The sequence below is a fragment of the Streptomyces sp. NPDC017202 genome, from assembly GCF_044331705.1.
Classification (GTDB): Bacteria; Actinomycetota; Actinomycetes; order Streptomycetales; family Streptomycetaceae; genus Streptomyces.
In genome coordinates, this window is the sequence record NZ_JBIRNP010000006.1 from 326,392 (window position 1) to 349,416 (window position 23,025).

Here is a 23,025-nt window from a genome sequence, read left to right on the forward strand (position 1 = left end):
GTCGACGTCAACGCCGTGGTGGGACACGGGCGTACAGACCGCTGAGCATGCGCCGGAGGACCTGGCTGACGCTCGGAGCGGTGCTGCTGGGGAGCGGCGGCGTGGTGGCCTACGCCTCCGCCGACCCGTCCGGCGGCCACAGCGCCCGGCCCAAGAGGCCGGTGAAGGTCCACGGCCTCGCGCTGAAGGGCGCCTCGGCCGACCGCCGGGAGCTGTCGCGCACGGACACCGAGCCGTTCTCGCTGCTCGGCGTCACCTGGAACGGAGGCGCCAAGCGGCTGACCGGCACCGCGCAGGTGCGCACCCGCGGCGTGGCGACCGGCGAGTGGAGCGCCTGGCGCGCCCTGGAGCTGGACACCGACCCGCTGGACCGGCCGGGCCCGAAGGTGCGCGGCACCTCCGAACCGGTCTGGGTCGGCCCGTCCGACGGCGTCGAGGCGCGGGTCGTCCGCGGGAACGGCGCCGCCGCCCTGCCCGCGGGGCTGCGGGTCGACATGGTCGACCCGGGGGTGGTGACCGACGCCGAGACGAGGACCGGCGCCGAGCCCGCCGCCTTCGTGGCGGAACCGAGCCCCGGCACCACGGACTCCGGCACCACGGACCCCGGGACCACCGACCCGTCCGCCTCCCCCGGCGAGCCCACGGACACCGCCTCCGCCTCCCCCGCGGAGACCACACCCGAGGCCACCGCGAGCGCCCCGACGGCCACCCCGACGGACACCGCGTCCCCGGACGCGAGCCCGTCGGCCACCGCGTCCGCGCCCACCGTGCCCATCGCGCCGGCGTCCACCGTCCCCCGGCCGCCGATCCTCTCGCGCGCCGAATGGGGCGCCGACGAGTCGATCACCGCGGACGCGGCGGAGTACAACAGCGACGTCAAGGTGATGTTCGTCCACCACACGGCCGGCAGCAACGACTACACCTGCGACCAGGCCCCGTCGGTCATCCGCAGCATCTACACGTACGACGTGCAGGTCCTCGGCTGGAAGGACATCGGCTACAGCTTCCTCGTCGACAAGTGCGGCACCCTGTACGAGGGCCGCAGGGGCGGCACGGACCTGCCGGTGTTCGGCGCCCACACCTACGGCTGGAACCGCGAGTCCGCGGCCGTCGCCGTCATCGGTGACCAGACGCAGACGGCCGCCACCGACGCCACGCTGACCTCCGTCGCCCACCTGGCGGCCTGGAAGCTCGGCCAGTACGGGGCCGACCCGGCCGGAACCGTCGAGCTGACCGCGGGCGCCACGCAGAAGAACCTGTCCGGCACCGCCTTCACCACGGGCAGCCGCTACACCTTCGACCGGATCTCGGGCCACCGCGACGGCTACAACACCGAGTGCCCGGGCGGCCTGCTCTACGACCAGCTGCCGGCCGTCCGCACCCTGGCGGCCGGACCGGTGCAGGGCCTGAAGGTCACCTCGGTGGCCGGCGGCGCCACCCTGACGGGCTCGACGTACTACACCAAGGGCGCCGTCACCGTGACGTGGGCGACGACCACGCCCGGCACGCTGATCTCGAAGTTCGAGCTGCTGGCCGACGGCAGGGCCGTCACCACCGCCCCCGGCACCGCCACATCCGCGAGCGCCGTCCTCCCGGCGGGCGGCCACACCCTCGCCGTACGGGCCGTGCACCAGTCGGGCAGGGCCACGACGACCACCGCGCTGAGCGTCGTGGCGGACGCCACGGCACCGCTGTTCCCCACCGCCCCGAGGCTGTCCCTGCGCACCGGCTCCGTCAGCACCACCGCCGTCCCGGTCACCCTGGCGTGGAAGGCCACCGACGACCGGGCGCTGCGCTCCGTGCGGCTGCTGTCGCCCACCGCCGCGACCTTCGGCCCGACCGTCACCACCTCCAGTCGCACGGCCAGGCCCGGCACCACGACGACCTGGTCGCTGCGGGCCGACGACTACGCGGGCAACTACCGCACGGCCTCGGTCGCCTCGACCCCGGTGATCCTCCAGGAGACCTCCGCGACGAGGTCCGGCAGCTGGACCGCGCGTTCCAGCTCCAGCTACCTCGGCGGCAAGTCGTACTCCAGCGGCTCCAAGGGCGCGTCCCTGACCTGGACCTTCACCGGCCGCTCCGCCGCCTGGGTGGTCTCCCGCGCGGCCGGCTCCGGCCAGGCGTACGTCTACGTCGACGGCGTGAGGACCGCGACCGTCGACCTGAAGTCCGCCACCACGCTGTACCGCCAGGCGATCTGGACCAAGACCTGGTCGAGCAGCGCCAAGCACACGGTCAAGATCGTCGTGGTGGGCACCAGCGGCCGCCCCACGGTCACGACGGACGGACTGGTCCACCTCAAGTAGCCCACGAACCCGGCTCCATGGCATCGGCGACGGCCCTCACGATCACCTACGACCGTGAGGGCCGTCGCCGTTCCGGTCTCACGTGGCCGCCGACCGGCCGCCCTCACCACCACCCTCACCGGTGACGACGCGCAGCGCGGGCTCCGGTGCGAACTCACCCACCCCGAACGCGGCGTCACGCCAGTTGACGCACAGGTCCAGCAGCCGGTCGGTGTCCTGGGACCAGGGCGGCGCCTGGCAGGGCACGGCGGGGAACAGCACGGCCGAGGCGAGCCTGACCGCCATCATCGCGGCACCGGCATGGGGTTCCACGCCGACCTGGGCACCTTCGTGCCGCAGGGTCTCCAGGTCGTCGGCCGCTTGGAGCAGGACTCGGTACACGCGTGCGTAGGCGGAGTGGGTCGTGTCGTCGGGCATGGGCTGTTTCCTCGGGAGTGGTGGAAGCGGGCGGGAAAGCCTGCGGCTGCGGGGGACTCAGTCAGTGCGGACCGGCGGCTCCGGGGACGCCGCCGCTCTGCGCGCACGGCAGTCCCGGCAGCACTTGTCGGGCACCGACTCCCGGAAGACGCGCTTACAGCCGCCCTCGCAGTCCGTCCAGAGATCCAGCCAGGGGGGTGGCGGGGTCGACGCGGAGGCGGGTGGCGGGGCACCGGGAAGATCTTCGTGCGGCGGAGGCGTCGGCAGAGGCGGCGGGAGACCCTCCCGGAGCCGGTGGGCGAGAAACCCGGCGGGAGACTTCAGGGGGACGGGGACGTCGGCGGTCATGGCGTGGATCACGGCGGCCCGGGAGGCCCCGTTGTCGAACCAGCCGACGACGGCGGGAAGGAGACTTTCCACGTCTTTCCGGGAGAGCGTGAAGCGGTCGTCGGTGCGGCGCAGGCCCGCAAGCAGGGCGAAGGCCTTGTCGCGGTGCTCGCTGCTGGACAGTTCGTGTCCGGAGGGTCCGGAGGGTCCGGACGGCGGCGGAACCTCTTCGGGGACGGAATCGCCTGCCGCCCCGCCCCCTACGGCTTCCACGACCACGACCGGCGCGGCAGGGGCCACCGGCACGGCGGGGACGACGGACGCGACCGAGGCGACGGGCGCCACCGGGGCGAGCGGGGAGACAGAGGCGACGGCTGCGGCGGGAACGACCGGCTCGTCCCGTACGCCGGGCGCCGCCGCCCGATTCCGCGTCAGCGCCGGGGCGTTGTACGCGTACGTCCGCGTGACGAAGCGGCCCCCCTCCGTGCGCTCGCGCACCCGCTCCAGATAGCCCTGCGCCTCCAACTCCCGCAGCGCGAAAGCGATACGGTCGCGCCCTTCGGGGAAGCGGTCGGCGAGGCTGCGGATGTCGACGGGGGCGCCCTGCGGCAGCGACAGGATGTGGACGGCCAGTCCGATAGCGGTCAGCGACAGCGCCCGGTGCTGGGCGAGGTGGTTGCCGATGATCGTGTAGTGGCTCGGCTGGTACGCACGTACGTGGGTGACACCGGAGTGGGTGGCACTGCGCCGAACGCCCGGTGCCGGGCGCGGGGCAGCGATAGGCTTCGTCGCAGCCATGGGGAAGGTCTCTTCTTCCTCGTTGGTCAGGCCCTCGCACTGGGATTGCCGTCCCGGCGGGGGCCGATGCATGTGTGGGGTTGTCCGTGCCGAGCGTGCACGCCGGGACGGCGCACACGCCAGCCACAACGGCCCGTTTCACCCACCCGAGTGACACACACGGGGTTTGGTTTGGTTGGAAGGGTTTTTTCCCCGGTTTCTTTGATCCTTTACGGCCCGCGGCCCCGGCCTTCCCCGCACCGGGTCCCGTGTTTCCGGGCTCCGGTGCGGAGTTCACCGGGGTGGGTCGAAATCCAGTTCCGCCCACACGGTCTTGCACGGCACCGGCCCGCATCGGACACCCCATCGATCGGCCAGCTCCTCGACGAGCAGCAGCCCGTAGCCGGATTCCGCGAGGGCGTCGCCGCCCGCTCGCGCCCGGGCGGGCAGGTGATCCCCCCGGGTGTCCGCGACCTCGATGCGCAGAGTTCCGGGCCTGGGGACGGAGAGCGTGAGCCGGAAGCTCCGGCCGGGGACGTGACCGTGCAGAGCCGCGTTCGCGGCGAGTTCGGCCACGACGAGCCGGGCCGGGTCCAACGGCAGATTCCAGGCACTCAGTCGCTCGGCCGCGAGAAGGCGGGCGAGACGGGCTCCGCGACGGGTGGCGGAGAGGGGCACGGAGAACTGGTGGAGCGGAGCGCGCACAGTTTGCTGATTCACGTCACTCAGCGTGTCCATGCGTACGTAACCTGTGAAGGAGGGCGGCCCGTGCGGACGGTGTCTGTCCGTGTGGCGTCGGGTTCCGTCCGGATCGTACGGGGTGACGGGGCGCAGGCATCCGGGGTTGAACCGAAAAGCGCGCGGCGGGAGGACGGCGGACGTGAGCGAGTGGAGCGCGGGACCGGAGGACGACGAGGAAGCCGGGGCGGTGATGAGGACCGTCCAGCGGCAGTTGAAGCTGTGGCGGGAGGCGGCCGGCCTCACCCAGGCGGAGTTCGGGGCGGCCATCGGATACGGCGAGGAACAGGTCTCCTCCGTGGAGCGGGGCCGGCGCATCCCCCGCCCCGAGTACCTGGACCGCGCGGACGAGGTCTTGTCGGCGGGCGGCAGGATCGCGGCCCTGAAGGAGGACCTGGCGGAGGTCCGGTACCCGAAGAAGGTCCGGGACCTGAAGAAGCTGGAGGCGGACGCGGTCGAGCTGGGGGCGTACAACAACTCGGTGATCCATGGGTTGTTGCAGACGGAGGACTACGCGCGGGCCGTGTTCAACGCACATCGACCGACGCTCACCGAGGACGAGGTCGAGCAGCAGGTTGCGGCACGCTTGGCACGACAGGGGATCCTTGATCTCATGACCGGGCGGCGCGTCTTCAGCTTCGTGCAGTGCGAGTCGACGCTTCGCAGGCCCATGGGAGGCAAAATGGTGATGCGCCAGCAGCTCGAACGGCTTTTGGAAGTAGCCCAGTTGCGCAATGTGGACCTTCAGGTCCTTCCCCTGGACCGTGAGGTGAACTCAGGAACCGGCGGCTCGTTCCGGCTGCTCAAGCTCAAGGGAGGGACCACGGTCGCGTTCAGTGAATCGCCCCTCAGCAGCAGAGCGACCTCCGACCCCAAGGAAACGACGATCCTCGACATCCGCTACGGAGCTCTACGCGCCCAGGCTCTCAGCCCACAGGATTCGTTGCCCCTGATCGAGAAAGCACTGGGAGATACAAGGACATGACGTTCAAGGCCTCTAAAACCAACGCCAAGCTGGAATGGATAAAGAGCAGCTACAGCACGTCCGACGGCCCCGACTGCGTCGAGGTTGCGGCCATCCCCAGCCACATCCTGGTCCGCGACTCCAAGCGCCCCCAGGGCCCCCGCCTCACCCTGGCTCCCACCGCCTGGACCGCCTTCCTGCCGTACGCGTCCGACCACTGACGTCACTCACCACGCGTCCCGCACCACGCACGACGCCCCGTCGTCTCCGACCGGAGACGACGGGGCGCACGAGGTGCCTGCGAGGCCGAGGCGGTTACGTCGCCCGACGCCGCCGCGCCCCCGGCCGCCGCTCGCTCGGCCGGCTGACCGGGTCACCGGCCTCCCGGGCGGCGGCGCGGCGCCGCAGGCCGAACTCGGCCAGCGCCTCCGCGAGCTTGTGCACGGACGGCTCCGGAGCCATCACGTCCACCCGCAGCCCGTGCTCCTCGGCCGTCTTGGCGGTCGCCGGGCCGATGCAGGCGATCACCGTCACGTTGTGCGGCTTGCCGGCGATGCCCACCAGGTTGCGCACCGTGGAGGACGACGTGAACAGCACGGCGTCGAACCCGCCGCCCTTGATGGCCTCACGGGTCTCGGCCGGCGGCGGCGAGGCCCGCACGGTCCGGTAGGCGGTGACGTCGTCGACCTCCCAGCCCAGCTCGATGAGCCCGGCGACGAGCGTCTCGGTGGCGATGTCGGCCCGCGGCAGGAACACCCGGTCGATCGGGTCGAAGACCGGGTCGTAGGGCGGCCAGTCCTCCAGCAGGCCCGCCGCGGACTGCTCACCGCTGGGCACCAGGTCCGGCTTCACACCGAAGGCGACCAGCGCCTTGGCGGTCTGCTCCCCCACCGCCGCGACCTTGATCCCGGCGAAAGCGCGGGCGTCGAGCCCGTACTCCTCGAACTTCTCCCGCACGGCCTTGACCGCGTTCACCGAGGTGAAGGCGATCCACTCGTACCGCCCGGTCACCAGGCCCTTGACGGCCCGCTCCATCTGCTGGGGCGTGCGCGGCGGCTCGACGGCGATGGTCGGCACCTCGTGCGGCACCGCGCCGTAGGAGCGCAGCTGGTCGGAAAGCGACGCCGACTGCTCCTTCGTGCGCGGCACGAGCACCTTCCAGCCGAACAGCGGCTTGGACTCGAACCACGCGAGCTGGTCGCGCTGGGCGGGCGCGGAACGCTCGCCGACCACGGCTATGACCGGCCTGCCGCCCTCGGGCGAGGGCAGCACCTTCGCCTGCTTCAGCGTCTGCGCGATGGTGCCGAGCGTGGCGCTCCAGGTCCGCTGCCGGGTCGTCGTGCCGGCGACGGTGACGGTCATCGGGGTGTCGGGCTTGCGCCCGGCCGCGACCAGTTCCCCGGCGGCGGCCGCCACGGAGTCCAGCGTCGTGGACACGACGACGGTCCCGTCGGACACGCCGACCTCGGTCCAGCACCGGTCGGAAGCGGTCCGCGCGTCGACGAACCGGACGTCCGCGCCCTGCGCGTCGCGCAGCGGCACACCGGCGTACGCGGGCACGCCGACGGCGGCCGCGATGCCGGGGACGACCTCGAAGGGAACACCGGCCGCCGCGCAGGCGAGCATTTCCGCCGCCGCGTACGTATCAAGTCCCGGGTCCCCGGACACCGCACGGACGACCCGCCTGCCGCCCCGCGCGGCCTCCATGACAAGATGTGCGGCATCCCGCACGGCGGGGGTCCCAGCGGTTGTTGACGTGGCGTCAACGAGCGTCGGGTGCGGTGCGCCCGTGCCCGGAAGGGGACCCGAGGACGGGCCGGCTTCCGCGTGCACGACGGCGACGCCGGGTCGGGCGTGCGTGCGCACGACGTCGAGCACCTCGTGCTCGGCGACGAGGACGTCCGCGTGGGCCAGCGCCTCCACGGCGCGCAGAGTCAGCAGTCCCGGATCCCCGGGTCCGGCACCCAGGAAGGTGACGTGCCCGTGTTCCGGAGCGGTGGGAAGAGTGGTGGGGCTCACTGTGCTCGCTCCCCCATCAGACCGGCCGCGCCCTGGGCGAGCATCTCGGCGGCGAGTTCGCGGCCGAGCGCCATTGCCCGGTCGTACGTCTCGGGCACGGGACCGGTGGTGGACAGCTGCACCGTGCGGGAACCGTCGGTGGTGCCGACGACGCCCCGCAGGCGCATTTCCTTGACAATCTGCCCGTCGGCCAGCAAGTCGGCCAGTGCCCCGACAGGGGCGCTGCAGCCGGCTTCCAGGGCGGCGAGCAGGGACCGTTCGGCGGTCACGGCGGCCCGGGTGAACGGGTCGTCGAGTTCGCCGAGCGCGGCGATCAGGTCCGCGTCGCCCGCGGCGCACTCGATCGCCAGTGCTCCCTGGCCGGGAGCGGGCAGGACCGTGTCGACCGACAGGAAGTCGGTCACCTCGTCGCCGCGGCCCATGCGGTTCAGTCCGGCCGCGGCCAGCACGACCGCGTCCAGCTCGCCGTCGCGCACGTACCCGATCCGGGTGTCGACGTTCCCCCGGATCGGCACGGTCTCGATGTCCAGCCCGTGGCCGCGCGCGTACGCGTTCAGCTGCGCCGTGCGGCGCGGCGAGCCCGTACCGATGCGCGCCCCGCGCGGCAGGTCGGTGAACTTCAGCGCGTCCCGGGCGACGATCACGTCACGCGGGTCCTCGCGCTCCGGTATCGCGGCCAGGACCAGGCCCTCGGGCTGCCCGGTCGGGAGGTCCTTCAGCGAATGAACCGCGAAGTCGACCTCACCCCGCGACAGCGCGTCCCGCAGCGCGGTGACGAACACGCCCGTGCCGCCGATCTGCGCGAGGTGCTCTCGGGAGGTGTCGCCGTACGTGGTGATCTCGACGAGTTCGACAGGCCGGCCGGTCACCTGGCTCACGGCGTCCGCCACCTGCCCCGACTGGGCCATGGCGAGCTTGCTGCGCCTGGTCCCCAGCCTCAGTGGGTTCGTACTCATGCCGCTCATGCCGGCCCTCGGTTCTCTGCGTTCTTCTCGGTGCTGTCCTCGGCGCGCGAGACGGAGGCCACCGTCTCCTGGTCGAGGTCGAACAGGGTCCGCAGCGCGTCCGCGTACCCGGCGCCGCCGGGTTCGGCGGCGAGCTGCTTGACCCGTACGGTCGGCGCGTGCAGCAGCTTGTCCACCACGCGCCGCACGGTCTGGGTGATCTCCGCGCGGTGTTTGTCGTCCAGGCCCGGCAGGCGGCCGTCGAGCCGGGCGATCTCGCCGGCGACGACGTCGGCGGCCATGGCGCGCAGGGCGACCACGGTCGGGGTGATGTGCGCGGCGCGCTGCGCGGCGCCGAACGCGGCGACCTCGTCGGAGACGATCCGCCGCACCTGGTCGACGTCGGCGGCCATCGGGGCGTCCGCGGAGGCCTCGGCGAGCGACTCGATGTCCACCAGCCGCACCCCGGCGAGCCGGTGCGCGGCCGCGTCGACGTCCCGCGGCATTGCCAGGTCGAGCAGGAACAGCGCCGGCTCGGGCCGTATCGGCACGGGGTCGGGCTCGGGCCTGCGGCGCTCGGGGATACGGCCGACGGTGGCGGCGGTCGCGGCCAGCGCGGTGATCAGCTCGGCGTCGGCCCCGGGGCGGCGCGCGGCCTCCCGGCGGTCGACGGCCTGGCCGGCCGCCCAGGTGGCGTGCTGTTCCAGGGTGGCCGCGTCCATGCCGGCCACGGCGGCCTCGCCCATCAGGGAGAAGCCGGGCTGCACGGCGGAGAGGTCCAGCGGACAGCCCTCGTCGGTTCCCGCGGAGGTCGGCGGCAGCGGCCGTACGTCCGCGTGCCCGGGCCGGCCGTCGTCGTCGGCGGGGGCGGCGGGCGTTCCGGTGCGGCCCTCGGCGGCGGCGGCGACCGCCTCCGCCGTGAGGACGAGTCCGGTCGCGCCGGTGCAGGAGACGGCGACGTCGGCACGGGCCAGTTCCGCCGGTACCGACTCCATGGGCACGGCCCGGGAGACGATGACCGGCTCGCCGTTCTCGGCGAGGATCTGCGCGAGGCGCTCGGCGCGGTCGAAGGTGCGGTTGGCGACGACGATCTCGGCGACGCCGGCGCGCGCGAGGGTCGCGGCGGCCAGCGAGGACATGGAGCCGGCGCCGATGACCAGGGCGCGCTTGCCCCGCGCCCACGCGGTGACGTCCCCGCCCGCCGCCAGCTGCTCCAGGCCGAAGGTGACCAGGGACTGCCCGGCGCGGTCGATGCCGGTCTCGGAGTGGGCCCGCTTGCCGACCCGCAGGGCCTGCTGGAACAGGTCGTTCAGCAGCCGTCCGGCGGTGTGCAGCTCCTGGGCGCGGGCCAGGGAGTCCTTGATCTGGCCGAGGATCTGCCCCTCGCCGACGACCATCGAGTCCAGTCCGCAGGCCACCGAGAACAGGTGGTGGACGGCGCGGTCCTCGTAGTGCACGTAGAGGTAGGGGGTGAGCTCCTCCAGGCCGACGCCGCTGTGCTGGGCGAGCAGCGTGGACAGCTCGGCGACACCGGCGTGGAACTTGTCCACGTCGGCGTAGAGCTCTATGCGGTTGCAGGTGGCGAGCACCCCGGCCTCGGTGGCCGGTTCGGTGGCGACGGTGTCCTGCAGCAGCTTGGCCTGGGCTTCCGCGGAGAGCGCGGCCCGTTCCAGGACGCTCACGGGGGCGCTGCGGTGGCTCAGTCCGACGACGAGGAGACTCATGCCGGCATCACGGCGGGTACGTCCCCGTCGGGTCCCTGGTCGGTGGCGTCCGCGCGGCGCACGGCGGGGGCGGGGGCGGGGGCGGGGGCGGGGACGGCGCCGTCGTGCGCCGCGGCCTCCTCACCGGCCTTGCGCTGCTCGTGGAAGGCGAGGATCTGCAGCTCGATGGAGAGATCGACCTTGCGCACGTCGACGCCGTCCGGGACGGACAGCACGGTCGGCGCGAAGTTCAGGATGGAGGTGACGCCGGCGGCGACGAGACGCTCGCACACCTGCTGGGCGACGCCCGGCGGGGTGGTGATGACCCCGATGGAGACGCCGTTGTCGGAGATGATCTTCTCCAGGTCGTCGCTGTGCTGGACCGGGATCCCGGCGACCTGCCGGCCGGTCATCTCGGGATCGGCGTCGATGAGCGCCGCGACCCGGAAGCCCCGGGAGGCGAACCCGCCGTAGTTGGCCAGCGCCGCGCCGAGGTTGCCGATGCCGACGATCACAACCGGCCAGTCCTGGGTCAGGCCCAGTTCGCGGGAGATCTGGTAGACGAGATACTCGACGTCGTAGCCGACACCCCGGGTTCCGTAGGAACCCAGGTAGGAGAAGTCCTTGCGCAGCTTCGCGGAGTTGACTCCCGCCGCGGCCGCGAGCTCCTCGGAGGAGACCGTGGGGACCGAGCGCTCCGACAGTGCGGTCAGCGCGCGGAGGTACAGCGGAAGGCGGGCGACGGTGGCCTCGGGAATCCCTCGGCTACGGGTCGCCGGTCGGTGAGTTCGGCCAGTTGCCACGGTGCTCCTGCGGGTAGAGCGGGGCTGTAGGCGGTCACACGTCCCCAGACCGCCCCGTCGAATGCAGGCTATGTCTTTGTGAACGCGTGCACAAAGATAGTGTCCGATTTGCCCGGCCAACGTGACCGGGGTCACGCACCCCCGGCGCCTTCGTGGGGAACCGGCGCAGACCCGCGCGCGTTCCTTGATTATCGGGGGCAAAACCGCACACTCTCCTCACGAATCCCGCCCCCGAGATCTGGTCACCATCGATCCTAAGCGACTTTTCACCACACTTGGACTGCCCGGTCAGTTCCCTGTGAGTTCCGCGCGGAGCCGCTCCTCGTTCACGCGCCAGAAGGTGTGCTGCCGCCCGTCCACGAGCACGACCGGGACCTGCTCCCAGTACTGCTCGTGCAGCCGCGGGTCCTCGGTGATGTCCCGCTTCTCCCACGGCACGCCGAGATCGGCGCACACCTTCTCGATCACCTCCTGCGCGTCGTCGCACAGATGACATCCGGGCTTGCCGATCAACGTCACGAGCCGCTCCTGCGGAGCGGGGCCCTTGCGGCGGAAGAGGGGACTCATGTCGGCCATTCTCCCGCGCTCCCCGCACCGGCGTCCGGAGGCCTTCCTTAACGACACGGCCGCGGAGTGTTCACACCCTCCGAACCCCGCGACCGACGGAACCGCCGGCCGGACTGGCTATGCTCACGCCATGGCCGCTCTTGGATGGCTCACCCCCCGTAGGCGCTCCGCCACGGCGCGGAGCGTGTTGGCAGGCGAGGCCTCGGCGGAGGCCGCCCGCAAGGACGTCTCCGCGCAGGAACCGCAGTTCCCCGTGCAGGGCGACGACCTGGCCGCCGCGTTCTTCGACCTCGACAACACGGTGATGCAGGGCGCCGCCCTCTTCCACTTCGGCCGGGGCCTGTACAAACGGAAGTTCTTCGAGACCCGCGACCTGGCCCGGTTCGCCTGGCAGCAGGCGTGGTTCCGGCTGGCCGGCGTCGAGGACCCGGAGCACATGCAGGAGGCCCGCGACTCGGCCCTGTCGATCGTCAAGGGCCACCGGGTGGCCGAGCTGCAGTCGATCGGCGAGGAGATCTACGACGAGTACATGGCCGAGCGGATCTGGCCCGGCACCCGCGCCCTCGCCCAGGCCCACCTGGACGCGGGCCAGCGGGTGTGGCTGGTCACCGCGGCCCCCGTGGAGATCGCCCAGGTGATCGCCCGCCGCCTCGGCCTCACCGGCGCCCTCGGCACGGTCGCCGAGTCCGTCGACGGCGTCTACACGGGCAAGCTCGTCGGCGAACCGCTGCACGGCCCCGCGAAGGCCGAGGCGGTCCGCGCCCTGGCCGCGGCGGAGGGCCTGGACCTCTCCCGCTGCGCCGCCTACAGCGACTCCCACAACGACATCCCGATGCTCTCCCTCGTCGGCCACCCCTACGCGATCAACCCCGACGCCAAGCTCCGCAGGCACGCCCGCGAACTCGACTGGCGGCTGCGCGACTACCGCACGGGCCGCAAGGCGGCGAAGGTCGGCATTCCGGCGGCGGCGGGCGTGGGCGCGGTGGCGGGCGGCACCGCGGCGGCCATCGCGCTGCACCGCCGCCGCCGCTAGCCGCTGACCGCTGACCGCTGACCGCTGACCGCTGACCGCTGACCGACGGTACGACCGTCCAACCGCGGTCACGGCGCTCACTCCCACGGGCAGCCGCAGCGAAACGCGACCAATCCCGCCGTCGGACGTCCGCACGCCCCCGGCCAGTCCTGTTGTCTGCGCACCGCCACAACACGCCCCCGTCCGGCCGAAAACACGAATCTTTCCGGTCAACAAACGGTCACCCCAAGCAACCTGAACGGGCGTCAATAGGTCACGGAAGCGACGTAACCGGTGAATTGAGCAACTGGGTGTAGCAGGGCCTGTACGAAGCGTTATTCTCCTCAGACGCATTCCGGTACCCCTCCGTCGCCACGACGGGTGAAAGGTTCCGCACTGCACGTGATGGAAGCTCTGCCTCTGGGAGTCCCGTGTACCCACACGTCGGGGTTGACGCCTCGGGCCTGGCTACGCTGCGCGCAACGGTCGCTACGGTCCAGGACCTGTTGCGCGGCTTCGTCCCCACCGCGTACGCCGTCCCCGCCTTCGCCGCCGCACCCGCGGGCCCGTGCTACGCACTGGCCGACGGCCTCGAGCAGGTGCCGGCGCGCGGCGCCGTCGCCGAGGGGCGGCGGTCGGGCGACGCGCGGGTGGTCGGCAGACGCGGACGCGCGACCGGCTCGACCACCGCCCGCCGGCCGGCCGCCGACAGCGACAGCGCCCGCATGATGGACCTCGTCGAACGGGCCCAGGCCGGCGAGGCCGACGCGTTCGGGCGGCTCTACGACCAGTACAGCGACACGGTGTACCGGTACATCTACTACCGCGTGGGCAGCAAGGCGACCGCCGAGGACCTGACCAGTGAGACCTTTCTGCGCGCCCTGCGCCGGATCGGCACCTTCACCTGGCAGGGCCGCGACTTCGGCGCCTGGCTCGTCACCATCGCCCGCAACCTCGTCGCCGACCACTTCAAGTCCAGCCGCTTCCGGCTGGAGGTCACCACCGGCGAGATGCTCGACGCCAACGAGGTCGCGCGCTCCCCGGAGGACTCCGTCCTGGAGTCCCTCTCCAACGCCGCCCTGCTGGACGCCGTACGACGGCTCAACCCGCAGCAGCAGGAGTGCGTGACCCTGCGCTTCCTCCAGGGCCTCTCCGTCGCCGAGACCGCGCGGGTCATGGGCAAGAACGAGGGTGCCATCAAGACCCTGCAGTACCGGGCCGTCCGGACGCTCGCCCGTCTCCTGCCGGACGACACCCGCTGACCCGGCACCGGCCCCGCCCGCTCCCACCCCGCCCCCGCCTACTGTCGGCGACATCAACTCACGTTCAGTGAAAGTCCGTTGACTTCCCCATCCGATCATCCGTCGTCCGTAACCCAAGTGCCGCGCCAGTCGTTGTGCGGGATACAGGCTCCCTGTGGTCACGTCCTGGCCGGCCTCGATCACTCGTTCGCGTGGAAGCGGTCGAGGACGTGCAACCCTCAGGACCCCCGAGGAGTCGACCGTCATGACGAGAGGAGGTGCCGCCAGTGATCGCGAACGTATCGGCGCACCGGCGGGCGAACGCCTTCGCCCAGGCCCTGGAGGAGCAGTCCGACCGGGGCACGGCGGCCGAGCAGACCGAAGGACCACCGCCGGCACCGGCAGCCGCGGACCAGACCGAGCAGGGCCGGATCCTGGCCCTCGCGACGAGTCTCGCCGAGCTGCCCAGACCGGAGATGGACCCCGAGGTCAAGGTCGTCCAGCGGGCGCAGTTGGTCGCCGCGATGGAGGCCATGCTTCAGGCGGGCACCATGGGCGAGGCGGCGGACCGTTCGGTGCCGGAACAACGCGCCGTCCGGGCGCGGGGTGCCCACAGGGCGACACCGCTGGGCAGGTTCCGTCCGCGGACACGGCTCGCCAAGGGCCTCACCGCGGGCGGCCTGAGCATCGGAGTGGCCGCCGGCGCCCTCGGCGGGGTCGCGGCCGCGAGTTCCGAAGCCCTCCCCGGTGACTCGCTCTACGGCCTGAAGCGCGGCATAGAGGATTTCAAGCTCAACTACCTCGCCGAGGGCGAGAGCGAACGCGGCCAGGCCTATCTCGACCAGGCCTCCACCCGGCTCAGCGAGGCCCGTCGGCTCATGGAGCGCGGGCGCGGCGGCGCCCAGCTCGACCACGAGTCCGTCGGCGAGGTCCGCCGTGCCCTGTCCGGCATGCGCTACGACGCTTCCGAGGGCCACCGCCTGCTCCACGAGGCGTACGAGCGCGACCCGGACTCCCTCGGCCCCATCCAGGCCCTGTCCGCCTTCTCACGCTCCCACCGCGAGGTCTGGGGAGCCCTGCGCGACCGGCTCCCCGCCCAGCTCGGGGACGTCAGCCGGCAGGTGTCGTCGGTGTTCGACGCCATAGACGAAGAGGTCGCCCCGCTGCGCTCCCTGCTGCCCCAGCCCCCGGCCCCGGGCGGCGGCCAGGGCAGCGGGCAGGGCACCGGCCCGACGTCCCCCGGCCCGTCGGGCACCGGCCGCTCGGCCACGCCCAGCGCAGGCGGCGGCTCCTCGGCCACCGGCAGCCCCGACAACGGCGGCCCCAGCAAGTCGGCCGACTCCGGCGAGGACGGCCTCCTCGGCGGCAACACGGGCGGCCTGCTCGACCCGCCGCAGGCCACCAGCACCTCGTCCCCGTCCACGACCCCGACCACCGAGCCGGACGTCACACTGCCGCCCCTCCTCCCCGGCCTCCTGCCGGGCCTGGGCATCAACAGCGAGGACGCGGGCTAACGGCCTCCGCACGGCTCGTACGGTGGTGGGGGCGGTCTTCCCGGGAAGGCCGCCCCCACCACCGTAGGCACGTACGCATCCGGCTCAGAAGAACACCGACCGCCGTTGCACCGACAGCTTGGCCCCTCCGTCTGCTGCACTCGCGCTGCTACGCAGGCTTCGCACAGCTGCGCCGGACTCCGCCCGGCGACCTCACCCACCGTCCCCCGGAGGCTTCACCCCAGCGGGACGGCACTCAGAAGAACACCGACCGCCGTTGCACCAACAGCTTGTAGAGCGTGTGCTGGATCTGTTCCCTGACCTGGTCCGTCAGGTTGAACATCAGCATCGGGTCCTCGGCCGCCTCCGGCGGATAGCCGTCCGTGGGGATCGGCTCGCCGAACTGGATCGTCCACTTCGTGGGCAGCGGGATCGCGCCGAGCGGGCCGAGCCAGGGGAACGTCGGGGTGAGCGGGAAGTACGGGAAGCCGAGCACGCGGGCGAGCGTCCTGGCGTTGCCGATCATGGGGTAGATCTCCTCGGCCCCGACGATCGAGCAGGGGATGATCGGGGCGCCCTGCCGCAGCGCCGTCGACACGAAGCCGCCCCGCCCGAACCGCTGGAGCTTGTAGCGCTCGCTGAAGGGCTTCCCGATGCCCTTGAAGCCCTCCGGCATCACCCCGACCAGCTCGCCCTGCGCCAGGAGCCGTTCGGCGTCCTCCGAGCACGCCAATGTGTGCCCGAGCTTGCGGGCCAGCTCGTTGACGACCGGCAGGACGAACACCAGGTCGGCGGCGAGCAGCCGCAGGTGCCGGCCGGCGGGGTGCTGGTCGTGGACGGCGACCTGCATCATCAGCCCGTCCAGCGGCAGCGTCCCGGAGTGGTTGGCGACGATCAGCGCACCGCCGTCCGCCGGGATGTTCTCGATGCCCTTCACCTCCACCCGGAAGTACTTCTCGTACACCGGGCGCAGCAGGGACATCAGGACCTGGTCGGTCAGCTCCTGGTCGTAACCGAAGTCGTCGACGTCGTAGTCACCGGTCAGCCGGCGGCGCAGGAAGGACAGCCCGCCGGCGATCCGCCGCTCCAGGCCGCCGCCGTCGCCGTCCGGCCGCGGCGACTGTTCCTCACCGGTCACGGGAACATCATCCCGCGGAACGCCCCTGGCGGGCAGGGACTGGACCGCACCGGCCTCAGCGGCCTCACCGATCTCACGGACCGGCGCCGGTTCGCCGGTCCCGCGCCGGTTCCCCGCGCCCCGGCGCCGCGACGGCCGCTGCACGGCACCCCCGCGGGACCGGTCGTCGTCGAACGGAATGACCTTGGCGTCCGCCATCGTTGATGCGCTCCTCAGTTGGCGCTCTGCGTCGGGGGCCGGCCGCCGCCCGCGTGGGGGAGCGCGGCGATCCGGTCGACGACCCCGGCAAGGGCCTCGGGGGGCAGGAGACCCGGCCCCTGGCTGTGTGCGAAGTCCGCGAAGGTCTCCGCGGTGGTGTACCTCGGCGTGAATCCCAGCGTCTCGCGCATCTGGTCGGTCGACACGACCCTGCCGTGCGTGAGCAGCCGGATCTGCTCGGGCGAGAAGTCCGTCATGCCCAGCGTACGCACCAGGGTGCCCGCCCAGGTGACGGCCGGCAGCAGGAGCGGGACGGTGGGCCGGCCGAGCCGCCGCGAGCACTGCGACAACAGCAGCACGCCGTCGCCGGCGATGTTGAAGGTGCCGCTGTTGAGCGTCCCCCGCCGGGGTTCGTGCGAGCCGATCCGCAGCACCTCGATCACATCGTCCTCGTGCACGAACTGCAGGCGCGGGTCGTAGCCGAACACGGTCGGCAGGACCGGCAGCGAGAAGTACGAGGCGAGCGGGGTCTCCGCGGTCGGGCCGAGGATGTTGGCGAACCGCAGCACGCACACGGCGACGTCGGGCCGCCGCCGGGCGAATCCGCGGACGTACCCCTCGACCTCCACGGTGTCCTTGGCGAAGCCGCCGCTGGGCAGCGACTTGGCCGCGGTGGTCTCGGTGAACACGGCGGGATCGCGGGACGCGGAGCCGTACACGTTGGTGCTGGACTTCACGACGAGACGCTGCACGTTCGGCGACTTCTGGCAGGCGCCGAGCAGCTGCATCGTCCCGATGACGTTGGTCTCCTTGACCGTGGTCCGGCTCCCGCTGCCGAGCGCGGTGGCCGTCACGTCCAGGTGGACGACCGTGTCGGCGCCGGTCTCGGCGAGGACCCGCGCGATGGCGGACTGGCGGATGTCGGCCTGGATGAAGTCCGCGCCGCCGAGATGGTGTTCGGGCGGCACGGCGTCCACCGCGATCACCCGGTCCACGTCCGGGTCACGCTGGATCCGTCGTACGAACCGACCCCCCAGCTGACGGGCCACCCCGGTCACCAGCACGACCTTGCCCAAGATCAGCGCCTTCCTTCCGCACTAGGTCCGGTCCTACCCTGCCGCATCGCCCACCTTGCCGGGTTCCCCGCCGCGGGCCAACTTAGCGGGTCGGTGTTGCGCTGTGATGACCACCCGATGCGCCACGTGACAGCACCGGCCGGTCGTACGACAGGATCAGCCACCCGCCCGTCCGGGCACCCGCACAGGGTTCAGCCCGCCGTACGGGAAGCCGACATGCGTGTGGCCCCCCAGCCGGTCACCGGCTGGAGGGCCACACCACGCTTTCGCGGCTCGCGTCGAGCGAACTTACTTCTTGTTACGACGCTGAACGCGCGTGCGCTTGAGCAGCTTGCGGTGCTTCTTCTTGGCCATCCGCTTGCGCCGCTTCTTGATAACAGAGCCCACGACTACCCTCGCTCACTTCTCATCACTCGGTGCTGGGCGCCATGGGCCCATACGACCTACGAGGGGCTAGCCTACCCGCCCGAGCGCTGAGGTCGTAATCGAGGCGGCGGAGGGACCCCCGGAGTGCCCTGTGACGCGGATCCCCCCGCCCTGCCGTCAGCCGGTTTCCACCCCCACGTAGCTCTCGCGGAGGTACTCGTGAACCGCTTGCTCCGGGACACGGAAGGACCTTCCGACCCGGATCGCGGGCAGATGACCGCTGTGCACCAGCCGGTACACGGTCATCTTCGACACTCGCATCACCGAGGCGACCTCCGCCACGGTAAGGAACTGAACCTCGTTCAGAGGCCTCTCGCCAGCTGCAGCCATGACACACCTGAACCTTCCGCACTCGACTCGACGGCCACCGGCTTCCCCTTCCGGTGACTCTTCGTCGCTGCGTGCTCACTCCCCAATGTAGGGGCGGGTGATGCGAGTGGGGAAGAGGTGCACCCATCGGCGGCCTACCGTGACAGACATGCCCGATCGAGCACGTAGCGGGTGAGCGGCAGGTAGTGGCCGGCGCGCACGCCGTCATCAAGCGGAACGGCGACGGACACGGCCCCCTCGGCCTGCCCGACGAAGAGCGCGGGATCGTCGGTGTCCCCCGGCCCGATCGCCTCGAACCCCAGCTGACCTGCTCCGCAGACCCAGCCGTGGTCCCCGATCACCAGATCCGGCAGCGGCCCGCCGGCGTCCGCGGCCGCCGCCAGCGCCAGTCGAACCGGGAGGGGTGAGTGCGTGTGCACGCCGGTCGCACCACCGGGGCGCCCGGACCCGGGTTCCCGCACCAACCCGACACCGCGTACGTAGGCGAGGCGGTGCGTGCGTAGACCGAACCGGGTCGTTATGTCGACACAGCGACCCTGCGCCGGGGTGAGAACAACACATCCCGCCGCCGACAGGGCGTCTGCGATCCCTGCGTAGAACCCGAGCAGCCGGTGCGGATGCCCGGTCCCGAACAGCACGGTCCCGCCACGCTGGGCTACCACGGCGAGCCGCTCGGCGAACGCGTCCAGCGCGAGAAGCGTCAGCTCGGGATCGATCACATCATGCCCTGAAACGTGCTCCGGATCGGCCGAAACCCCACACTTCTCCGCCATGAGCGAGATCAACTCCCGCTCCGACCACACCCCTTCGGGGTCGATCCCGATCAACACCCGAGGATCCCGGGCCGCGAACGCCCGGTAGCGCCGAAGACTCCCCTCCCGCTCGGTCCCCACCACTCCCGCCAGCCCCACCCGAACCAGATACTCCGCCATACCACCCCGAGTCGACACCCTGAAATCCTCCCGAACACCCCCCTCCCCCACCACCCGAACCCTCGAAGCCCCCACGGCCGGCGTAACACCACCACCGCCCACGGCGGAAAAACTGAGCGCGGGGCAGCACCGAAGCCCCTGACGGCCGCCCGGGCCGGAGCCCCGACGGGGGCCCTGGGACCGGTTCCGCCGCCTGCCCCCCGGACCGGCACTCCACAAGGGCAGCGGTGCCGGTCCTTTCACAGGGGCGCAGGGGACAAAGTCCCCGCCGGGGTCCGGGGGCGGAGCCCTTGGATGGGGTCGAAGGGGCGGAGCCCCTGGGGACGGGACGGGCAGGAGCGGCGGGGGCGGACCCCCTCACCCCGCCGCCCCTTACGCCAGCAACCCCCGCAACGGAAACGCCGCCCGCCGGGTCGCCAGCACCGCCTGGTCCAACCGGTCCGCGGGGTCGTACCCCGCCTCCCAGGCCCCCCAGGACACCGGCCACCGCCCATCGGTCATCCGCACCGGCCCCAACTGCCGCGTACGGGCGAACACCTCCCGCCGCCACCCCTCGGGAATCACCGTCTCCGGCGCCACGGGCCGCCCCGCCGCGATCCCCACCAGGTGCGTCCACGACCGCGGCACCACCTCCACCACCGCGTAGCCACCGCCCCCGAGCGCGACCCACTTCCCCCCGGCGTACTCGTGCGCCAGCTCGTGACAGGCGACCTGCACGGCCCGCTGCGCGTCCAGCGACACCGCCAGGTGGGCAAGCGGATCCTCGAAATGCGTATCCGCCCCGTGCTGGGTGACCAGCACGTCCGGCCGGAAATCAGCGACCAGTTCCGGCACCACGGCGTGAAACGCCCGCAGCCACCCCGCATCCCCCGTCCCCGCCGGCAGGGCCACGTTCACCGCGGCCCCCTCCCCGTCCCCCGCCCCGGTCTCCTCCGGCCACCCGGTCTGCGGAAACAGGGTCCGGGGATGCTCGTGCAGCGAGATCGTCAGCACCCGCGGGTCCTCCCAGAAGGCCGCCTGCACGCCGTCCCCGTGATGCACGTCGACATCCACGTACGCGACCCGCCGGGCCCCCAGCTCCAGCAACCGCGCGATGGCCAACGACGCGTCGTTGTAGACGCAGAACCCCGCCGCGCCACCGGGCATCGCATGATGCAACCCGCCCGTGAAGTTCACCGCGTGCAGCGCGTCCCCCCGCCACACCGCCTCCGCCGCCCCCACGGACAGCCCGGCGATCAACGAGGACACCTCGTGCATCCCGGCGAAGGCCGGATCGTCCACCGTGCCGAGCCCGTACGACACGTCCGCCGCCCGCGGATCGGCGGAGGCGGCCTTCACGGCCTGGATGTAGTCCTCCCGGTGGACGAGCCGCAGCGTCGAGTCCCCCGCCGGCTTGGCGGAGACGATCTCCACCTCCCGGTCGAGCCCCAGGGCGTCGACCAGGCGCCGGGTCAGGGCCAGCCGTACCGGATCCATCGGATGGTCCGGGCCGAAGTCATACCCCGTTACTGCCTCGTCCCACATCAGCTGTGCGCGGCCGCTCATGCCCGCCACCGTATCGGTCGGGTCGAGGCGTGAACGACCTGGCGTACCCGAACGTCACCAGCACCAACACCATCGGCACAGCCATCGCCCCCCGGTAGCTCCACGCGTCCCCCAGCGCCCCGACCAACGGCGAACCGATCAGGAAACCGACGTAGTTGAAGACGTTGAGCCGGGCGACGGCTGCGTCCGAGGCCCCCGGGAAGAGCCTCCCCGCCGCCGCGAACGTCTGCGGCACCAGCACACACAGTCCCAGCCCCACCAGGGTGAACCCACCCGTCCCCGCCCAGGCCCCCGGCGCGACGGCCACCACCGCGAACCCCGCCGCCGCCACCGCCGCCCCCACCCGTACGACCGCGGCGGCCCCGTACCGCCGCACCCCGAAGTCCCCGATGGCCCGCCCGAGCAGCGTGGTGACCATGTAGACGTTGTACGGGACGGTCGCCAGCTGCTCCGAACTCCCGAGCACGTCCTGGAGGTACTTCGCGCTCCAGTTGGACACGGTCGAGTCCCCGATGTAGGCGAAGGTCATCACCAGGCACAACGGCAACAGCGCCTTGAAGACGACACCCCCGCTCCGTTCCGCCTCGTCCGCCTCGAGGGCGGCCCCGCGTCCACCGCCGTCCGCGTCGACGTACCACCGGCTTCCCACCAGCACGGCCGGCAGCAGCACCAGCACCACCGGCAGGTACGACACCCACAGCGCGAGGTGCCAGTGCGCCCCGGCCCACGCCAGTGAGGCCCCCACGATGCCGCCGAGGCTGTACACCGCGTGAAAGCCGAGCATGATGCTCCGCCCGTACTCGCGCTGGAGGCTCACCCCGAGCATGTTCATCGAGGCGTCCAGCGCTCCCACGGCGAGCCCGAACAGCGCGAGCGCGACACCCAGCCCGGCCATCCGCTCCCCGGCCCCCACCCCGAGCAGCGCGAGCAGCACGACCGGCTGGGACCAGCGCAGCAGCCGACTGGGCGGTATCCGCTTCACGAGCCGCTCGGTGGCCACGCTCCCCGCCCCGGCCAGGATCGGTACGGCGGCGAGGAAGACGGGCAGCAGCGCGTCGGAGACCCCGTACCGGTCCTGGACGGCCGGGATCCGGGTCACGAGCAGCGCGAAGGCGACGCCCTGGGCGAAGAAGCCGAACGACAACGAGGCCCTACCGCGCCGCAGCACTTCTGTCATGGCGGCGAGCGTAGGGCCCCGGCGTACTCGTGGGTAGATCCAGCCAAAGATGAATTCCCCTCAGCTCTGCCTCAGGCTCACCTCAGCAGGTCGGCCAACTCCCCCATGTCGGCGAAGAGTCCGGTGGCCCCGGCGAGCTTCGCGGCCGGCGTCATCGCGGTGAAACCGTACACGTCCATCCCGGCCGCCACGGCCGCCCGCACCCCGAGCGGGCTGTCCTCGACGACCACACACCTGTCCGGCGCCACCCCCATCCGCTCGGCCGCGTACAGGAAGAGGTCCGGCGCCGGCTTTCCCTTGCCCACGTCCTGCGCACTGAAGATCCGCGCGTCCTCGAACCACCGGTCCAGCCCGGTCGTCCGGTGCCCCACCCGTATCCGCTCATGGCTCCCGGAAGAGGCGACACAATACGGCACCCCGTCCGCGGCGAGCTTCTCCAGCACGTCGGTCACCCCGGCCACGGGCCGCAACTCCCGCTCGAACGCGGCGAACACCCGGGCGTGGAAGACATCGTCGAAGTCCGCCGGCAGCCGCTGCCCGGTCCGCTCCAGCACCAGGTCGTGGATCCGGTGCATGGCGGACCCCATGTAGTCCCTGATGGAGTCCTCGTACGAGGTCGGGTGCCCGAGTTCCGTCAGGTGGGCGGCCAGCAGCCGATTGGAGATCGACTCACTGTCGACGAGCACACCGTCATTGTCGAAGACGACCAGGTCGTAGCGCATGGCTCGATCCTAGAACGCGAAAGTCCCCGGAAAACAATGGTGAACGCAGAAAACCCCCGTGCCGGTGGCACGGGGGTTTCCCGGAATGATTGTTCGGCGGCGTCCTACTCTCCCACAGGGTCCCCCCTGCAGTACCATCGGCGCTGTAAGGCTTAGCTTCCGGGTTC

General features: G+C 71.9%; 22 protein-coding genes and 1 rRNA gene. 6 read left to right on the forward strand and 17 right to left on the reverse strand.

Going from position 1 to position 23,025, the window contains the following annotated elements; genetic code table 11:
- Positions 1-47 precede the first annotated feature (47 nt).
- Positions 48-2,309: an N-acetylmuramoyl-L-alanine amidase gene (locus ACH4N1_RS15695; protein WP_398097496.1), complete on the forward strand. Its 2,262-nt coding sequence runs from the start codon at positions 48-50 to the stop codon at positions 2,307-2,309.
- 78 nt (positions 2,310-2,387) lie between these two features.
- Here ACH4N1_RS15695 and ACH4N1_RS15700 read toward each other — a convergent pair whose 3' ends face one another.
- From ACH4N1_RS15700 to ACH4N1_RS15710, 3 genes are all read right to left on the reverse strand, one after another.
- Positions 2,388-2,726 (reverse strand): hypothetical protein, encoded by a 339-nt coding sequence (locus ACH4N1_RS15700; RefSeq protein WP_398097497.1) that lies wholly within the window; start codon positions 2,724-2,726, stop codon positions 2,388-2,390.
- 57 nt (positions 2,727-2,783) lie between these two features.
- Positions 2,784-3,851, reverse strand: coding sequence for a helix-turn-helix domain-containing protein (locus tag ACH4N1_RS15705; protein WP_398097498.1), 1,068 nt, complete (start codon positions 3,849-3,851; stop codon positions 2,784-2,786).
- Between the two features lie 273 nt (positions 3,852-4,124).
- On the reverse strand, positions 4,125-4,568 hold the full coding sequence (locus ACH4N1_RS15710; RefSeq protein ID WP_398097500.1) for an ATP-binding protein: 444 nt from the start codon (positions 4,566-4,568) through the stop codon (positions 4,125-4,127).
- 142 nt (positions 4,569-4,710) lie between these two features.
- On the opposite strand from ACH4N1_RS15710, the gene ACH4N1_RS15715 reads away from it, so the two are divergent.
- Complete coding sequence (locus tag ACH4N1_RS15715) at positions 4,711-5,553, forward strand: helix-turn-helix transcriptional regulator (RefSeq protein ID WP_398097502.1); 843 nt, start codon at positions 4,711-4,713, stop codon at positions 5,551-5,553.
- On the forward strand, positions 5,550-5,753 hold the full coding sequence (locus ACH4N1_RS15720) for a DUF397 domain-containing protein (RefSeq protein WP_398097504.1): 204 nt from the start codon (positions 5,550-5,552) through the stop codon (positions 5,751-5,753). The genes ACH4N1_RS15715 and ACH4N1_RS15720 overlap by 4 nt, the downstream gene beginning before the upstream one ends.
- Before the next feature lie 94 nt (positions 5,754-5,847).
- Here ACH4N1_RS15720 and ACH4N1_RS15725 read toward each other — a convergent pair whose 3' ends face one another.
- The 5 genes from ACH4N1_RS15725 to ACH4N1_RS15745 all read right to left on the reverse strand — a co-directional run bounded on the left by ACH4N1_RS15725 (position 5,848) and on the right by ACH4N1_RS15745 (position 11,577).
- Entirely contained in the window at positions 5,848-7,551 is a 1,704-nt protein-coding gene (locus ACH4N1_RS15725; protein ID WP_398097505.1) for a uroporphyrinogen-III synthase, read from the reverse strand.
- Complete coding sequence (gene hemC, locus ACH4N1_RS15730; protein WP_398097506.1) at positions 7,548-8,507, reverse strand: hydroxymethylbilane synthase; 960 nt, start codon at positions 8,505-8,507, stop codon at positions 7,548-7,550. Before hemC ends, ACH4N1_RS15725 begins: the two co-directional genes overlap by 4 nt.
- 5 nt (positions 8,508-8,512) lie before the next feature.
- Positions 8,513-10,219, reverse strand: coding sequence for a glutamyl-tRNA reductase (locus ACH4N1_RS15735; protein WP_398097508.1), 1,707 nt, complete (start codon positions 10,217-10,219; stop codon positions 8,513-8,515).
- Positions 10,216-11,001: a redox-sensing transcriptional repressor Rex gene (locus ACH4N1_RS15740; RefSeq protein ID WP_398097509.1), complete on the reverse strand. Its 786-nt coding sequence runs from the start codon at positions 10,999-11,001 to the stop codon at positions 10,216-10,218. Before ACH4N1_RS15740 ends, ACH4N1_RS15735 begins: the two co-directional genes overlap by 4 nt.
- 288 nt (positions 11,002-11,289) lie before the next feature.
- Positions 11,290-11,577: a glutaredoxin family protein gene (locus ACH4N1_RS15745; RefSeq protein WP_398097511.1), complete on the reverse strand. Its 288-nt coding sequence runs from the start codon at positions 11,575-11,577 to the stop codon at positions 11,290-11,292.
- A 121-nt stretch (positions 11,578-11,698) separates the two neighbouring features.
- On the opposite strand from ACH4N1_RS15745, the gene ACH4N1_RS15750 reads away from it, so the two are divergent.
- The 3 genes from ACH4N1_RS15750 to ACH4N1_RS15760 all read left to right on the forward strand — a co-directional run bounded on the left by ACH4N1_RS15750 (position 11,699) and on the right by ACH4N1_RS15760 (position 15,335).
- Complete coding sequence (locus tag ACH4N1_RS15750; RefSeq protein WP_382788481.1) at positions 11,699-12,601, forward strand: HAD family hydrolase; 903 nt, start codon at positions 11,699-11,701, stop codon at positions 12,599-12,601.
- Positions 12,602-13,011: 410 nt separating this feature from the next.
- Entirely contained in the window at positions 13,012-13,842 is an 831-nt protein-coding gene (locus ACH4N1_RS15755; protein WP_398097514.1) for an ECF subfamily RNA polymerase sigma factor, BldN family, read from the forward strand.
- A gap of 266 nt (positions 13,843-14,108) precedes the next feature.
- Positions 14,109-15,335: a DUF5667 domain-containing protein gene (locus ACH4N1_RS15760; RefSeq protein ID WP_398097515.1), complete on the forward strand. Its 1,227-nt coding sequence runs from the start codon at positions 14,109-14,111 to the stop codon at positions 15,333-15,335.
- 235 nt (positions 15,336-15,570) lie between these two features.
- Here the strand turns inward: ACH4N1_RS15760 and ACH4N1_RS15765 are convergent, their stop codons facing one another.
- The 9 genes from ACH4N1_RS15765 to rrf all read right to left on the reverse strand — a co-directional run.
- Positions 15,571-16,650 (reverse strand): lysophospholipid acyltransferase family protein, encoded by a 1,080-nt coding sequence (locus ACH4N1_RS15765; protein ID WP_398097517.1) that lies wholly within the window; start codon positions 16,648-16,650, stop codon positions 15,571-15,573.
- A gap of 14 nt (positions 16,651-16,664) precedes the next feature.
- Positions 16,665-17,726: an NAD-dependent epimerase/dehydratase family protein gene (locus tag ACH4N1_RS15770; protein ID WP_398097518.1), complete on the reverse strand. Its 1,062-nt coding sequence runs from the start codon at positions 17,724-17,726 to the stop codon at positions 16,665-16,667.
- Between the two features lie 288 nt (positions 17,727-18,014).
- On the reverse strand, positions 18,015-18,113 hold the full coding sequence (locus ACH4N1_RS15775) for a 30S ribosomal protein bS22 (RefSeq protein WP_003948845.1): 99 nt from the start codon (positions 18,111-18,113) through the stop codon (positions 18,015-18,017).
- Between the two features lie 156 nt (positions 18,114-18,269).
- Positions 18,270-18,482, reverse strand: a complete 213-nt coding sequence (locus tag ACH4N1_RS15780) for a helix-turn-helix domain-containing protein (protein WP_381219358.1) — start codon at positions 18,480-18,482, stop codon at positions 18,270-18,272.
- Positions 18,483-18,616: 134 nt separating this feature from the next.
- The gene (locus ACH4N1_RS15785) at positions 18,617-19,414 is read right to left on the reverse strand and encodes a phosphatase (protein ID WP_398097519.1); all 798 of its coding nucleotides are present in this window, start codon (positions 19,412-19,414) and stop codon (positions 18,617-18,619) included.
- 372 nt (positions 19,415-19,786) lie between these two features.
- Positions 19,787-20,959, reverse strand: a complete 1,173-nt coding sequence (locus tag ACH4N1_RS15790; protein WP_398097520.1) for an acetoin utilization protein AcuC — start codon at positions 20,957-20,959, stop codon at positions 19,787-19,789.
- Positions 20,910-22,136 carry an MFS transporter gene (locus tag ACH4N1_RS15795; protein WP_398097521.1) on the reverse strand — a complete coding sequence of 409 codons (1,227 nt, stop codon included), beginning with the start codon at positions 22,134-22,136 and terminating at the stop codon, positions 20,910-20,912. The genes ACH4N1_RS15790 and ACH4N1_RS15795 overlap by 50 nt, the downstream gene beginning before the upstream one ends.
- 77 nt (positions 22,137-22,213) lie before the next feature.
- Positions 22,214-22,858, reverse strand: a complete 645-nt coding sequence (locus tag ACH4N1_RS15800; RefSeq protein ID WP_398097523.1) for an HAD family hydrolase — start codon at positions 22,856-22,858, stop codon at positions 22,214-22,216.
- A gap of 91 nt (positions 22,859-22,949) precedes the next feature.
- Positions 22,950-23,025, reverse strand: a 5S ribosomal RNA gene (rrf, locus tag ACH4N1_RS15805); the annotation flags it as partial.